Annotated in this window: 12 protein-coding genes; 10 read left to right on the forward strand and 2 right to left on the reverse strand. The window is 71.1% G+C overall.

Annotated features, from left to right (window positions below; all coding sequences use genetic code 11):
- Positions 1-182: 182 nt before the first annotated feature.
- Both ACF07N_RS29035 and ACF07N_RS29040 read right to left on the reverse strand, forming a co-directional pair.
- A complete protein-coding gene (locus ACF07N_RS29035) occupies positions 183-1,139 on the reverse strand; it encodes a hypothetical protein (RefSeq protein WP_383331796.1) in 957 nt (318 codons plus the stop codon).
- A gap of 354 nt (positions 1,140-1,493) precedes the next feature.
- Positions 1,494-1,646, reverse strand: a complete 153-nt coding sequence (locus tag ACF07N_RS29040) for a hypothetical protein (protein WP_383331798.1) — start codon at positions 1,644-1,646, stop codon at positions 1,494-1,496.
- A gap of 299 nt (positions 1,647-1,945) precedes the next feature.
- Here ACF07N_RS29040 and uvrC point away from each other — a divergent pair, with 299 nt between their 5' ends.
- From uvrC to ACF07N_RS29090, 10 genes are all read left to right on the forward strand, one after another.
- Positions 1,946-4,102 carry an excinuclease ABC subunit UvrC gene (uvrC, locus tag ACF07N_RS29045; RefSeq protein ID WP_392118433.1) on the forward strand — a complete coding sequence of 719 codons (2,157 nt, stop codon included), beginning with the start codon at positions 1,946-1,948 and terminating at the stop codon, positions 4,100-4,102.
- Entirely contained in the window at positions 4,099-5,058 is a 960-nt protein-coding gene (gene rapZ, locus ACF07N_RS29050; RefSeq protein WP_383331802.1) for an RNase adapter RapZ, read from the forward strand. Before uvrC ends, rapZ begins: the two co-directional genes overlap by 4 nt.
- Positions 5,055-6,134, forward strand: coding sequence for a uridine diphosphate-N-acetylglucosamine-binding protein YvcK (gene yvcK / locus ACF07N_RS29055; RefSeq protein ID WP_383331804.1), 1,080 nt, complete (start codon positions 5,055-5,057; stop codon positions 6,132-6,134). Before rapZ ends, yvcK begins: the two co-directional genes overlap by 4 nt.
- Positions 6,125-7,114 carry a DNA-binding protein WhiA gene (whiA, locus tag ACF07N_RS29060; RefSeq protein ID WP_010039680.1) on the forward strand — a complete coding sequence of 330 codons (990 nt, stop codon included), beginning with the start codon at positions 6,125-6,127 and terminating at the stop codon, positions 7,112-7,114. Before yvcK ends, whiA begins: the two co-directional genes overlap by 10 nt.
- A 155-nt stretch (positions 7,115-7,269) precedes the next feature.
- Positions 7,270-10,224 (forward strand): M14 family zinc carboxypeptidase, encoded by a 2,955-nt coding sequence (locus tag ACF07N_RS29065; protein ID WP_392118437.1) that lies wholly within the window; start codon positions 7,270-7,272, stop codon positions 10,222-10,224.
- Between the two features lie 246 nt (positions 10,225-10,470).
- Positions 10,471-11,478: a type I glyceraldehyde-3-phosphate dehydrogenase gene (gene gap, locus ACF07N_RS29070; protein WP_383331808.1), complete on the forward strand. Its 1,008-nt coding sequence runs from the start codon at positions 10,471-10,473 to the stop codon at positions 11,476-11,478.
- Between the two features lie 138 nt (positions 11,479-11,616).
- Positions 11,617-12,828, forward strand: coding sequence for a phosphoglycerate kinase (locus tag ACF07N_RS29075; protein ID WP_392118440.1), 1,212 nt, complete (start codon positions 11,617-11,619; stop codon positions 12,826-12,828).
- A gap of 6 nt (positions 12,829-12,834) precedes the next feature.
- The gene (gene tpiA, locus ACF07N_RS29080; protein WP_383331812.1) at positions 12,835-13,626 is read left to right on the forward strand and encodes a triose-phosphate isomerase; all 792 of its coding nucleotides are present in this window, start codon (positions 12,835-12,837) and stop codon (positions 13,624-13,626) included.
- Positions 13,627-13,727: 101 nt separating this feature from the next.
- Positions 13,728-13,958: a preprotein translocase subunit SecG gene (secG, locus tag ACF07N_RS29085; RefSeq protein WP_009300451.1), complete on the forward strand. Its 231-nt coding sequence runs from the start codon at positions 13,728-13,730 to the stop codon at positions 13,956-13,958.
- Positions 13,959-14,165: 207 nt separating this feature from the next.
- Positions 14,166-14,501, forward strand: coding sequence for an RNA polymerase-binding protein RbpA (locus tag ACF07N_RS29090; protein WP_003957010.1), 336 nt, complete (start codon positions 14,166-14,168; stop codon positions 14,499-14,501).
- Positions 14,502-14,548: the final 47 nt, after the last annotated feature.

Here is a 14,548-nt window from a genome sequence, read left to right on the forward strand (position 1 = left end):
GCAAACGCTTGCGTCAGCGCTTGCGCAAGCGCTGACGTAGTCGTTAAACGAAAGCGCTTACGCGAGCGCTTACGCGAACCTTTACGCGAGCGCTTACGCGAACCTCTACGCGAGCGCCGACGCAAGCGTTTACGCAGCCGGATCAGGCAGGACGGGCGACCCACGCCCCAGCGCCCCTGCCGCTACACCCCCGCTTCCCAGTCCCAGCCGATCCCCAGGAACCCGGCCCGCACCCGCGGCTCGACCAGATGGACCGACCGGTGCTGCCCGGTCATCGCCAGCTCCTGGCACCCGGTGCGGGGCGCCGCCGCCGAGTGCTGGGCGAACCGGTGGCAGCGCACCGGGAGGGCCGCCGCGTCGAAGGAGACCTGGAGGGCGTACTGGCCGCCGGGGGAGTCGAAGCCGCGGACGTACTCGCGTGAGACACCGGCGGTGCCGTCCTCCACGCCGTAGCGGAACAGGAAGGTGTCCCCGGCGCGCAGCCTGGTGTCGAACAGCAGCTCGGCGGCGAGCACCCCGGTGTCGCCGTGCCAGCGCACCCGCCCGGTGCGGCAGTTCTCCAGGGCGTGCACCCGCATGCGCTCCGGCACGGCTCCCCGCTCGCCGTGGTGGACGGCGACGAAGCGGTCCACGCCGTCGCGGTGGGCGCGCACGATGTGGTGCGACTCGCGCTCGGCCAGCTCGCGCCGCGCCCCGATGCGCAGCCGCTCGTGGTGCCCGAGGGTGTGCAGACCCCCGTCCGGAGGGCACTCCAGCTCGGCCAGCAGCTGGTCCAGGACTCCGGAGGCCTCGACGAGGGAGCGGTAGGACCGGGCCGCCGACCGCTGTCCGGCCGGGCTGTCGCCGGACGCGGCGAGCAGCCGGATCAGCGACTCCGCGGGCAGCTGGAGGATCTCCTCCAGGGCGCGCACGGCCCGGAGCGACTCGGGCCGCTGCGGGCGCCGCGCGCCCTGCTGCCAGTAGCTGAGGCTCGTCACGCCGACCTTCACCCCGTGGCGGGACAGATGGTGCTGTACCCGCTGCAGCGGCAGCCCGCGGGCGGCTATCGCGGCCCGCAGGGCGACGTGGAAGGGGCCGCCTCGCAGGGCCGAGTCCAGTTCGGCGGTGGCGACGTCCGCGTGCTGAGGGGCGTGCGGCATGCAGGGGCCTTCCTGTGAGTCGGCGACGGCTGGTCAGACCGTTCGCGCGGGCCGCCCGGGGCCGTCCCGCCGGCGCCGGGCGGGTCTTCACATCCGTACGCCGTCGTTCAGGTCCCGAGTTCCCCCGCATTGAAGCGTGTTGACCTGGTCCCGACAACACCTGATGCCGGACAGTGATGTACGCCCTCCGGCATGGCGAGGTACTCCCGCCCGCACGCGGATTTGCCCCGCCCCCGCCCCCGCCCCTGCCCTCGCCCCCGCCCCTGCTCCCGCCCCCACCGTGCCGCACGGATACGGACATGCGAACGCCCGGGGCGAGACGGGCCCCGGGCGCTCTCGGTGGTGACGCCGGCTTCAGGAGCGGTCGTCACCGCCCCGTTCCCGCAGCGACAGGCGCTTGGCCCGCACTATGTCGGCGTCGCGTGGGTCCAGGAGGTCGCGCAGCCCGAACGCCTCGTCCGCGTGCCGGCGGGCACGGACCGTCCGCCGGGTTTTCTCGATCCGCATCCGCTTCATCTGCGCAGCCCTCCGACCCGTGGCCCGGGCCGCTCCCGCGTGGGAGACGGCCGGTCCGCACCGACAACCTGTGCCCGCACCGGCACGGACTGGCGCCCTGGCGTCCGCCGGACGTCGCCGTGTCCCGTGGGAAGCCTGCATTCCCGCTCCCGGCCCGCCGTAACCCCATGGCGGCACATGCCGTTGAAACGCGCCCCTCCGCAAGGGCCGTGATCATGCCCCTGCAGCGGACCGTGATCATGCCCCGCCACCGGCTCGGACTGTCGGTGCTCGCCAGTAGGGTGTGAGACATGGCCGACCCCTCCAGCTACCGCCCCAAACCGGGTGAGATCCCCGACTCGCCGGGGGTCTACAGGTTCCGCGACGAGCACCGCCGGGTGATCTACGTCGGAAAGGCGAAGAGCCTGCGCCAGCGCCTGGCGAACTACTTCCAGGACCTGGCGGGCCTGCACCCGCGCACCCGCTCCATGGTCACCACGGCCGCGTCCGTGGAGTGGACGGTGGTGTCCACGGAGGTCGAGGCGCTCCAGCTGGAGTACTCCTGGATCAAGGAGTACGACCCCCGGTTCAACGTCAAGTACCGCGACGACAAGAGCTACCCGTACCTCGCGGTGACGATGAACGAGGAGTATCCGCGCGTGCAGGTGATGCGCGGTCACAAGAAGAAGGGCGTGCGCTACTTCGGTCCGTACGCGCACGCGTGGGCGATCCGCGACACGGTCGACCTGCTCCTGCGCGTCTTCCCCGTGCGCACGTGCTCGGCGGGCGTGTTCAAGAACGCCGCCCGCACCGGCCGCCCCTGCCTCCTCGGTTACATCGGCAAGTGCTCCGCCCCTTGTGTGGACCGCGTCTCAGCCGAGGAGCACCGCGAACTGGCCGACGAGTTCTGCGACTTCATGACCGGCCGGACGCAGACGTACATCCGCCGTCTGGAGCGGCAGATGGGCGAGGCGGCCGAGGAGATGGAGTACGAGCGGGCGGCCCGCCTGCGCGACGACATCGAGGCCCTGAAGAAGGCCATGGAGAAGAACGCGGTCGTGCTCGCCGACGCGACCGACGCCGACCTGATCGCGGTCGCCGAGGACGAGCTGGAGGCGGCCGTCCAGATCTTCCACGTGCGCGGCGGACGCGTCAGGGGCCAGCGCGGCTGGGTCACCGACAAGGTGGAGGAGATCACCACCGGCGCCCTCGTCGAGCACGCCCTGCAGCAGCTGTACGGGGAGGAGACCGGGGACGCCGTGCCCAAGGAGGTCCTCGTCCCCGCCCTGCCCGACCCCGTCGAGCCCGTCCAGGAATGGCTCGCCGGGCGGCGCGGCTCCGGCGTGTCCCTGCGCATCCCGCAGCGCGGCGACAAGAAGGCCCTCATGGAGACCGTGCAGCGCAACGCCCAGCAGGCGCTCGTGCTGCACAAGACCAAGCGTGCCTCCGACCTGACCACGCGCTCGCGCGCCCTGGAGGAGATCGCCGACGCCCTCGGCCTGGACAGCGCCCCGCTGCGGATCGAGTGCTACGACATCTCCCACCTCCAGGGCGACGACGTCGTGGCCTCCATGGTCGTCTTCGAGGACGGGCTGGCCCGCAAGAGCGAGTACCGCCGCTTCCAGATCAAGGGCTTCGCCGGGCAGGACGACGTCCGCTCCATGCACGAGGTGATCACCCGCCGCTTCCGCCGCTACCTCGCCGAGAAGGAGAAGACGGGCGAGTGGACCGACGGGGAGAACGGCGTGGGCGGGGAGGGCGGCCGGGGCGGCGCGGGCACCCTCGCCGGCCCTGACGCCCTCACGGGCCCGGGGGCACCCGCCGGCCCCGACGTCCTCACCGCCTCGGGCGCCCCGGTCGCCCCGGCCGGCCTCACCGAGGACGACGGCCGCCCGAAGAAGTTCGCCTACCCGCCCCAGCTCGTGGTGGTCGACGGCGGCGCCCCGCAGGTCGCGGCGGCCCGCCGGGCCCTGGACGAGCTCGGCATCGACGACATCGCCGTGTGCGGCCTCGCCAAGCGCCTGGAGGAGGTCTGGTTGCCCGGCGACGACGACCCGGTCATCCTGCCCCGCACCAGCGAGGGCCTGTACATGCTCCAGCGGGTCCGGGACGAGGCGCACCGCTTCGCGATCACGTACCAGCGTGCCAAGCGGTCCAAGCGCTTCCGCTCCAGCCCTCTGGACGACGTCCCCGGCCTCGGCGACACGCGCAAGCAGGCACTCCTGAAGCACTTCGGCTCGTTGAAGAGACTGCGATCCGCCACCATCGACCAGATCTGCGAGGTCCCCGGCATAGGCCGCAAGACGGCGGAGACGATCGTCGTGGCCCTGGCCCGCTCGGCCCCGGCCGCTCCCGCCGTCAACACCGCCACTGGCGAGATCATGGAGGAGGAACCCGGCACCATGGGTTCCAGCGGCGAGCCCGTACGGACGGGCGCACCGGACGAACGACGGGGGCAGGAGACATGAATGTGAACGAGCACCACGGGCAGCAAGAGCAAGCCGGAGCAGGAGCACAGGTGAGTACGGGCACGGCGAACGAGAAGGCCCAGATCCCCGACGCGGCCATCCCCGAGCTGGTGATCATCTCCGGCATGTCCGGGGCCGGCCGCTCGACCGCCGCGAAGTGCCTGGAGGACCTCGGCTGGTTCGTCGTCGACAACCTGCCGCCCGCGCTGATCCCCACCATGGTGGAGCTCGGCGCCCGCTCCCAGGGCAACGTGGCCCGCATCGCCGTCGTCGTCGACGTGCGCGGCCGCCGCTTCTTCGACAACCTGCGCGAGTCCCTCGCCGACCTGGAGGCCAAGCACGTCACCCGGCGGATCGTCTTCCTGGAGTCCTCCGACGAGGCCCTGGTGCGCCGCTTCGAGTCGGTGCGCCGCCCGCACCCCCTCCAGGGCGACGGCCGCATCGTCGACGGCATCGACGCCGAGCGCGAGCTGCTGCGCGAGCTGCGCGGCGACGCCGACCTGGTGATCGACACCTCCAGCCTCAACGTGCACGAGCTGCGCGCCAAGATGGACGCCCAGTTCGCCGGCGAGGAGGAGCCGGAGCTGCGGGCCACGGTCATGTCGTTCGGCTACAAGTACGGCCTGCCGGTCGACGCCGACCTCGTGGTCGACTGCCGCTTCCTGCCGAACCCCCACTGGGTCCCGGAGCTGCGCCCGTACACGGGCCTCAACGAGGAGGTGTCGGGCTACGTCTTCAACCAGCCGGGCGCCAAGGAGTTCCTCGACCGGTACACCGAGCTGCTCCAGCTCGTCGCCACCGGCTACCGCCGCGAGGGCAAGCGCTACGTGACCATCGCCGTGGGCTGTACGGGCGGCAAGCACCGCTCGGTCGCCATGTCGGAGAAGCTCGCCGCCCGGCTCGCCGCCGAGGGCGTGGAGACGGTGGTCGTACACCGGGACATGGGACGCGAATGACACGACGTACTCCGCGGCTGAGCCGGCTGCGCCGGGTGGTGCCCGAGGGCAACACCGGAGGAAAGGGCGGCCGGCCCGCCGAGGCCCGGGGCGGCCGCCCGCGCCGCCGCGGCACCCAGCCCAAGGTCGTCGCCCTCGGCGGCGGCATGGGCCTGTCCGCCTCGCTCGCCGCACTGCGCCGGATCACCGGCGACCTCACCGCCGTCGTCACCGTCGCCGACGACGGCGGCTCCAGCGGGCGCCTGCGCGACGAGCTGGGCGTGCTGCCGCCCGGCGACCTGCGCAAGGCGCTGGCCGCGCTGTGTGGTGACGACGACTGGGGCCAGACCTGGGCCCGGGTCATCCAGCACCGCTTCCAGTCCCAGGGCGACCTGCACGAGCACGCGGTCGGCAACCTGCTGATCGTCGCCCTGTGGGAGCAGCTCGGCGACCACGTCCAGGCCCTCGACCTGGTCGGACGCCTGCTCGGCGCGCAGGGCCGGGTGCTGCCCATGTCCGCCGTGCCACTGGAACTCCAGGCCCTGGTCAGAGGACACGACCCGGAGCGCCCGGACGAGGTCGACACGGTCCGCGGCCAGGCCACCGTCGCCCTCACCCCGGGCGAGGTCCAGTCCGTGCACCTGGTGCCGTGCGACCCCCCTGCCGTGCCCGAGGCGGTCGCGGCCGTCCTGGACGCCGACTGGGTGGTGCTCGGCCCCGGCTCCTGGTTCTCCTCGGTCATCCCGCACCTGCTCGTGCCCGAGCTGCTGGACGCGCTCACGCAGACCAAGGCCCGCCGGGTACTCTCGCTGAACCTCGCCCCGCAGCCCGGAGAAACCGAGGGCTTCTCCCCGCAGCGTCATTTGGAGGTTTTGGGACGACACGCCCCTAAACTCGCCCTGGACGTGGTGCTGGCCGACGAGGCCGCCGTGCCCGACCGGGACTCCCTGACCGATGCCGCCAAGCGGTTCGGGGCCGCGGTCGAGCTGGCGCCGGTGGCCCGGCCCGACGGCACCCCGAGGCACGACCCGGAGCTGTTGGCCGCCGCGTACGACCGTATTTTTCGGATGCATGGAAGGATCGGCCCATGGCGATGACGGCAGCGGTGAAGGACGAGATCTCCCGGCTCCCCGTCACCCGGACCTGCTGCAGGAAGGCGGAGGTCTCCGCCATTCTGCGGTTCGCCGGCGGCCTCCACCTGGTGAGCGGTCGGATCGTGATCGAGGCGGAGCTGGACACCGCGATGGCGGCCCGCCGCCTCAAGCGGGACATCCTGGAGATCTTCGGCCACAGCTCCGAGCTGATCGTGATGGCCCCGGGCGGGTTGCGCCGGGGCTCGCGCTACGTGGTGCGGGTGGTCGCGGGCGGCGACCAGCTGGCCCGCCAGACCGGCCTGGTCGACGGGCGGGGCCGCCCGATCCGCGGCCTGCCCCCGCAGGTGGTCTCGGGGGCCACCTGCGACGCCGAGGCCGCCTGGCGCGGTGCGTTCCTGGCGCACGGCTCGCTCACCGAGCCCGGCCGTTCCTCCTCCCTGGAGGTGACGTGCCCGGGCCCCGAGGCGGCGCTCGCCCTGGTCGGCGCCGCCCGCCGGCTGTCGATCGCCGCGAAGGCCCGCGAGGTGCGCGGGGTGGACCGGGTCGTCGTCCGTGACGGTGACGCGATCGGCGCGCTGCTGACGCGCCTGGGCGCCCACGAGTCGGTGCTGGCCTGGGAGGAGCGCCGGATGCGCCGCGAGGTGCGCGCCACCGCGAACCGGCTGGCCAACTTCGACGACGCCAACCTGCGCCGCTCCGCGCGCGCGGCCGTCGCCGCCGGTGCCCGGGTGCAGCGCGCGCTGGAGATCCTCGGAGAGGACGTGCCCGAGCACCTCGCCGCGGCCGGCCGGCTGCGCATGGAGCACAAGCAGGCCTCCCTGGAGGAGCTCGGCGCGCTCGCCGACCCGCCGCTGACCAAGGACGCCGTCGCCGGGCGGATCCGCCGCCTGCTGGCCATGGCCGACAAGCGCGCCTCCGACCTCGGCATCCCGGGCACGGAGGCCAACCTCAGCGAGGAGCTCGCCGACAACCTCGTGGGCTGACCCGCCCCACAGAGCGTCAAGAAGCCGGTGCCGACCGCCACTTGGGTGGTCGTCACCGGCTTTCGCGTGTCGCTCGGGCACCCTTGACTCGATCATGGACTGTCATGAGCCTGGCATCTGTTCGCTGCTGTGGCGGACCCACGCTAGGGGGGTTCATGAGACGAAGAGCGAGATCGATCCTCGCTGTCGGCGCGCTCCTGATCGGCGGAGCGAGCATCGCGCCCATCGCCCAGGCACAACCCGGGAGTTCCGACCCGACCGACCCGGACGAGGTCAAGGTCTTCCGCGCCGACGTCACCCGGCAGCAGGTACCCCTGCTGCTGGCGGCCGGCCAGGACGGCCACGAGCTGAGTGAACGGGTGCCCGAGAAGGGCACCGCCACCGTCGAGGTCTACCTGACTGACCGTCAGGCCAAGAAGCTGGAGAAGCAGGGCGTCGACCTCGCCGAGCACACCCTCTCCACCCGCGCGGACGCCCGTGTCGAGGCCGCCGCCGAGGGCGTGTTCCGGCCGTACAGCGGGCAGGGCGGCCTGAAGGAGGAGATCCTCGAGGTCGCGCAGGAGAACCCGGACCTCACCAAGGTCGTCTCCATCGGCAGGACCGTGAAGGGCCAGGACATCCTCGCCCTGAAGCTGACCAAGGGCGCGAAGAAGTCGAAGGACGGCTCCAAGCCCTCCGTTCTCTACATGTCCAACCAGCACGCGCGCGAGTGGATCACGCCGGAGATGACCCGGCGCCTGATGCACCACTACCTGGACAACTACCGCAAGGACCGGCGCGTCAAGAAGATCGTCGACTCCACCGAACTGTGGTTCCTGATCTCGGCCAACCCCGACGGCTACGACTTCACCCACGCCGCCGACGCGAACCGCCTGTGGCGCAAGAACCTCCGGGACGTCAACGGCGACGGTGCCATCACCACCGGCGACGGCGTCGACCTCAACCGCAACTTCGCCTACAAGTGGGGCTACGACAACGAGGGTTCGTCCCCCAACCCCACCAGCGAGACCTACCGCGGCGCCGGCCCGAACTCCGAGCCGGAGACCCGGGCCCTGGACGCCTTCCAGAAGCGCATCGGCTTCACGTACGGCATCAACTACCACTCCGCCGCCGAACTGATCCTCTACGGCGTCGGCTGGCAGGTCGCCACGAAGACCCCGGACGACGTCGTGTACGAGGCGCTCGCCGGCACGCCCGGGAACCCCGCGGTCCCCGGCTACCACCCGCAGGTCTCCTCCGAGCTGTACACCACCAACGGCGAGGCGGACGGGCACGCGGCGAACGTCAACGGGCTGGCGATGTTCACCCCGGAGATGTCGACCTGCCAGACCGTCTCCAACCTCGACCCGGACGACGAGTGGAAGGCGTCCGACTGCCGTTCGATCTTCACCTTCCCGGACGACGAGAAGCTGATCCAGCAGGAGTTCGCCAAGAACGTCCCGTTCGCGCTCTCCGTCGCCGAGTCCGCCGCCCACCCCGACCGGCCGTCCTCGTCGGTGGGTCTGAGCGCCGCCGACTTCACCCCGGCCGGGTTCACCACGTCGTACGCGCGCGGCGCCGACCAGGAGGTCTCCGTCGTCGCGCGGAAGTCGCTGCGCGACAAGGAGCTCAAGTACCGGGTCGACGGCGGCCGCACCCACGACATGGCGCTCAAGCCCTGGAAGGGAGGCGAGACCTACGGCGGTGAGGACAACCTCTACTTCGACGAGTACCGGGCGAAGGTCAAGGACGGCGAACCGGGCGACAGGGTCGAGGTGTGGTTCACCGCCGAGACGCGGGGCGGCAAGAAGGTCTCCAGCGAGCGCTTCACCTACACCGTCGCCGAGCGGCCCCGGGCGAACACCCTCGTGGTCGCCGAGGAGGGCGCGACCGCCACGCAGGCGCAGAAGTACGTGGACGCGCTGAAGGCCGCCGGCCGCAAGGCGGTCGTCTGGGACGTCGCCCGGAGCGGAGCGCCGGACGCCCTGGGTGTGCTGAGCCACTTCGACACCGTCGTCCACTACACGGGCGCGAGCGTCCCGGGCAACGCCACCCAGCTGCAGCTGCGCGCCTTCCTCAACGAGGGCGGGCGGCTGATCGAGGCCGGGGAGCAGGCCGGCGGCAGCGTCGACCTCGGCGGGGGAGCCCTCTCGGACGACTTCAGCCAGTACTACCTGGGCGCCTACAGCCGGACCCCGGCATCCGGCGCCACCGGCTTCACCGGCGCCGGCGAGCTGCGCGGCTTCACCGGCCCGCTCGCCGCCGCCCCCGGCAACCCGCTGGACAAGGCCGGCCGCTACAGCGTCACCTCCGACGAGCTGCCCACCGGCGAGTTCCCGCAGTTCGCGAGCGAGGGCGCGGGACAGTTCGCCGGGGCGGTCAACCCCTACGGCCCGTACGCGGGCACCTCGATGGCCGCGGCCGTCCACACCGACGACGGCTACAAGCGCCTCATGCGCACCGTGGACCTCACCGGTGTCACCGCCGCCGACCAGCCCACGCTGCGCACCCGCCTGACGTGGGACACCGAGCCCGGCTACGACAACGTCCTGATCGAGGCCCACACCGCGGGCGCCGACGACTGGACGACCCTGCCCGAGAAGGGCGGCGCCACCGAGGCGACCGTGCCGACGGAGTGCGAGGGCGGGTTCTACCTCCGCGAGCACCCCTGGCTGCAGCACTACCTGACCCAGTCCGACGACGGCTGCGCGGCCACCGGCAGCACCGGCGCGTGGAACAGCCTCACCGGCAGCTCCGGCGGCTGGCAGCAGGTCGAGTTCGACCTGAGCGCGTACGCGGGCCGGACGGTCGAGATCGCGATCAGCTACGTCACCGACCCGGGCACCGGCGGGCACGGCGTCCTGGCCGACGAGGCCTCGCTCGTCGTCGGCGGCACGGTGAAGGAGACTGAGGGCTTCGAGACCTCGCTCGGCGCCTGGAAGGTCGCAGGGCCGCCCGCGGGCAGCCCGGCCGTCACCAAGGACTGGACCCGCACCGGGGCCCTGTTCCAGACCTACGGCGCGGTCACCACGGACGACACCGTGCTGCTCGGCTTCGGCCTGGAGCACGTCGCCACCGCCGCCGACCGGGCGGCCCTGATGAGAAAGGCACTCGCCTCCCTCGACGTGTGACCTCCCCGCACGGGGGAACTCCGCGGTCGACAGGCACCACCTCCGAGTAGCGAAATCAGGTGATCCTCGCGCTCGGGGGCGGGCGGTCCGTACCCCTACTGGCCGGTACGGGCCGCCCTGCCGTGTATGGGGCATCTGGATGTCACCACCGGGGCCTCAGGGAGGTAGGGTCGGAGGCGGTCGGGGACATCCCAAACAGAGCTCGCCGGCTCTTCATGGCCGGCGTACCAACGAGGAGATCGGTTCGTGACGATCCGCGTAGGCATCAACGGCTTCGGCCGCATCGGTCGTAACTACTTCCGCGCGCTGCTGGAGCAGGGTGCAGACATCGAGATCGTGGCTGTCAACGACCTGGGTGACACCGCGACCACCGCTCACCTGCTGAAGTACGACACCATCCTCGGCCGCCTCAAGCAGGAGGTCTCGCACACCGAGGACACCATCACCGTCGGCGGCAAGACCATCAAGGTCCTCGCCGAGCGCAACCCCGCCGACATTCCGTGGGGCGAGCTGGGCGTCGACATCGTCATCGAGTCGACCGGCATCTTCACCAAGAAGGCCGACGCCGAGAAGCACATCGCGGGCGGCGCCAAGAAGGTCCTCATCTCGGCTCCGGCCAAGGACGAGGACGTCACCATCGTGATGGGCGTCAACCAGGACACGTACGACCCGGCGAACCACCACGTCATCTCCAACGCCTCCTGCACCACCAACTGTGTGGCGCCGATGGCCAAGGTGCTCGACGAGAACTTCGGCATCGTCAAGGGCCTGATGACGACGGTGCACGCGTACACGAACGACCAGCGCATCCTGGACTTCCCGCACAAGGACCTGCGCCGCGCGCGTGCCGCCGCCGAGAACATCATCCCGACCACGACGGGTGCCGCCAAGGCCACCGCGCTGGTCCTGCCGCAGCTGAAGGGCAAGCTGGACGGCATGGCCATGCGCGTCCCGGTCCCCACCGGCTCGGTCACCGACCTGGTCCTGGAGCTGGGCCGCGAGGTCACCAAGGAAGAGGTCAACGCCGCCTTCCAGAAGGCCGCCGAGGGCGAGCTGAAGGGCATCCTCGAGTACACCGAGGACCCGATCGTCTCCTCCGACATCGTCAACGCCCCGGCGTCCTGCACGTTCGACTCCTCCCTGACCATGGTCCAGGAGGGCAAGAACGTGAAGGTCATCGGCTGGTACGACAACGAGTGGGGCTACTCCAACCGCCTCGTCGACCTCACGGTCTTCGTCGGCAACCAGCTCTGATCGAATAGGGCAGGCCTCCATGTGAGGGCAGGGCTCGGGCAGCGCGTCACGCGCCGTCCGAGCCCTGAGTCACGTACAGAACCGACCTGTTCGAACACGAGCGCTTCCGAGCGATCACGAGCACTTGCAGGAGTCCCCATGAAGACGATCGACGAACTCCTCGCCGAAGGAGTCGCGGGCAAGCGGGTCTTCGTCCGCGCCGACCTGAACGTGCCGCTGGACGGCACCACCATCACCGACGACGGCCGCATCCGGGCCGTGCTGCCCACCGTCAAGGCCCTCGCCGAGGCGGGCGCCCGTGTGGTCGTCGCCTCGCACCTGGGCCGCCCCAAGGGTGCCCCGGACCCCGCGTTCTCCCTGGCCCCCGCCGCCGCCCGTCTCGGGGAACTCCTCGGTGCCGACGTGGCCTTCGCGACCGACACGGTCGGCGAATCCGCCGAGTCGGCCATCGCGGGCCTCGCCGACGGCCGGGTAGCCGTCATCGAGAACCTCCGCTTCAACGCCGGCGAGACCAGCAAGGACGACGCCGAGCGTGCCGCCTTCGCCGACCGGCTCGCCGCCCTCGCGGACGTCTACGTCGGCGACGGCTTCGGCGCGGTGCACCGCAAGCACGCCTCCGTCTACGACCTCCCGGCCCGGCTGCCGCACTACGCCGGCTACCTCATCGCCACCGAGGTCGGCGTCCTGCGCAAGCTCACCGACGACGTCAAGCGGCCCTACGCCGTCGTCCTGGGCGGCGCCAAGGTCTCCGACAAGCTCGCCGTGATCGACCAGCTGCTCGGCAAGGCCGACCGTCTGCTCATCGGCGGCGGCATGGTCTTCACCTTCCTCAAGGCCAAGGGCCACGAGATCGGCTCGTCCCTGGTCCAGGAGGACCAGCTCCCGGTCGTCCGGGAGTACATCGAGCGTGCCGAGAAGAGCGGCGTCGAGCTGGTCCTGCCCGTGGACGTGGTGGTCGCGCCGGAGTTCCCGGACCTCAAGACCAAGGCCCCGGGCCGGCCCAGCACGGTCGCCGCGGAGTCCATGCCGGCCGGCCAGATGGGCCTGGACATCGGCCCCGAGTCCCGCAAGCTGTACGCCTCGAAGATCGCCGACGCCGCCACCGTCTTCTGGAACGGCCCCATGGGCGTCTTCGAGCACCCTGATTTCGCCGAGGGCACCAAGGCGGTCGCCCAGGCCCTCCTCGACTCCCAGGCCTTCACGGTGGTCGGTGGTGGCGACTCCGCCGCCGCCGTCCGCATCCTGGGCTTCGACGAGAACGCATTCGGCCACATCTCGACCGGTGGCGGCGCCTCCCTCGAATACCTCGAGGGCAAGACGCTCCCCGGCCTCGCCGCACTGGAGGACTGACCCTTTATGGCTCCATCCACTCTCTCTGGGCGCACGCCGCTGATGGCGGGCAACTGGAAGATGAACCTCAACCACCTCGAGGCCATCGCGCACGTCCAGAAGCTCGCCTTCGCCCTGGCCGACAAGGACTACGAGGCCGTCGAGGTCGCCGTCCTGCCGCCCTTCACCGACCTGCGCTCCGTGCAGACCCTGGTCGACGGCGACAAGCTCAAGATCAAGTACGGCGCCCAGGACATCTCGGCGCACGACGGCGGTGCCTACACCGGCGAGATCTCCGGCCCGATGCTGGCCAAGCTGAAGTGCACGTACGTCGCCATCGGCCACAGCGAGCGCCGCCAGTACCACGGCGAGACCGACGAGCTGGTGAACGCGAAGGTCAAGGCCGCCTACAAGCACGGCCTGACCCCCATCCTGTGCGTCGGCGAGGAGCTGGAGGTCCGCGAGGCGGGCAACCACGTCTCGCACACCCTCGCCCAGGTCGAGGGCGGTCTGAAGGACCTCCCCGCCGAGCAGGCCGAGACCGTCGTGATCGCCTACGAGCCCGTCTGGGCCATCGGCACCGGCAAGGTCTGCGGCGCCGAGGACGCGCAGGAGGTCTGCGCCGCCATCCGTGGCAAGATCGCCGAACTGTACTCGCAGGAGCTGGCCGACAAGGTCCGCATCCAGTACGGCGGCTCCGTGAAGTCCGGCAACGTCGCCGAGATCATGGCGCAGGCCGACATCGACGGCGCCCTGGTCGGCGGCGCCTCCCTGGACGCCGACGAGTTCGTCAAGATCGTGCGCTTCCGCGACCAGTGAGTATGCGCTAACGGCGATTCGTCGTACCCTTGCGGGGTCCAGCGCCGTGCTGGGCCCCGCGTCGTCCATCCGAGTCCGAGGAAGTTGGTCCAGCCGTGGTTTTGGGGTTCTCGATCGCCCTGATCGTCTTCAGCCTGCTGCTGATGCTGCTGGTGCTGATGCACAAGGGGAAGGGCGGCGGCCTCTCCGACATGTTCGGTGGCGGTATGCAGTCCTCCGTCGGCGGCTCCTCGGTCGCCGAGCGCAACCTCGACCGGATCACCGTCGTGGTCGGTCTGCTGTGGTTCGCGTGCATTGTCGTGCTCGGCATCCTGATGAAGGTGAACAACTGAGCGAGCCGCAACCGCACGGAACCCGTACGTAAGGCCCCATGTTCGGTACGCGCAGCTGAGCGCGGCCTATCATGGGGCTTGCGTCTGGGTGGGAGGGTTGTAACTCCAATCACTGGACGCGCGTTGGGCCTTACGTAGACTGAGGCGCTCGCAGCGAAGCGGAACGCCGACTCGCTTCGCGGCACCATCACGCAGGGAGTTACGACCGTGGCAAGTGGCAACGCGATCCGGGGGAGCCGGGTCGGGGCGGGGCCGATGGGCGAGGCCGAGCGCGGCGAGTCCGCGCCGCGGCTGCGCATCTCCTTCTGGTGCTCCAACGGACACGAGACCCAGCCGAGCTTCGCCAGCGACGCGCAGGTGCCCGACACCTGGGACTGCCCGCGCTGCGGCTTCCCGGCCGGCCAGGACCGGGACAACCCGCCGGACCCGCCGCGCACCGAGCCCTACAAGACGCACCTGGCGTACGTGCGGGAGCGGCGCAGCGACGCGGACGGCGAGGCGATCCTCGCCGAGGCGCTCGCCAAGCTGCGGGGCGAGATCTAGACGACGGGACCGGCCGGGCACCAGTGGGTGCCCGGCCGGAGCTGCTT

The sequence above is a fragment of the Streptomyces sp. NPDC015242 genome (genome assembly GCF_043079125.1).
GTDB lineage: Bacteria > Actinomycetota > Actinomycetes > Streptomycetales > Streptomycetaceae > Streptomyces.

Bases quoted from the DNA above. Each gene is read 5' to 3' on its own strand.
- whiA (WP_010039680.1), top strand. From the start codon at position 6,125: ATGGCGATGACGGCAGCGGTGAAGGACGAGATCTCCCGGCTCCCCGTC.
- tpiA (WP_383331812.1), top strand. From the start codon at position 12,835: ATGGCTCCATCCACTCTCTCTGGGCGCACGCCGCTGATGGCGGGCAAC.
- ACF07N_RS29065 (WP_392118437.1), top strand. From the start codon at position 7,270: ATGAGACGAAGAGCGAGATCGATCCTCGCTGTCGGCGCGCTCCTGATC.
- ACF07N_RS29035 (WP_383331796.1), bottom strand. From the start codon at position 1,139: ATGCCGCACGCCCCTCAGCACGCGGACGTCGCCACCGCCGAACTGGAC.
- ACF07N_RS29040 (WP_383331798.1), bottom strand. From the start codon at position 1,646: ATGCGGATCGAGAAAACCCGGCGGACGGTCCGTGCCCGCCGGCACGCG.
- rapZ (WP_383331802.1), top strand. From the start codon at position 4,099: ATGAATGTGAACGAGCACCACGGGCAGCAAGAGCAAGCCGGAGCAGGA.
- uvrC (WP_392118433.1), top strand. From the start codon at position 1,946: ATGGCCGACCCCTCCAGCTACCGCCCCAAACCGGGTGAGATCCCCGAC.
- ACF07N_RS29075 (WP_392118440.1), top strand. From the start codon at position 11,617: ATGAAGACGATCGACGAACTCCTCGCCGAAGGAGTCGCGGGCAAGCGG.
- yvcK (WP_383331804.1), top strand. From the start codon at position 5,055: ATGACACGACGTACTCCGCGGCTGAGCCGGCTGCGCCGGGTGGTGCCC.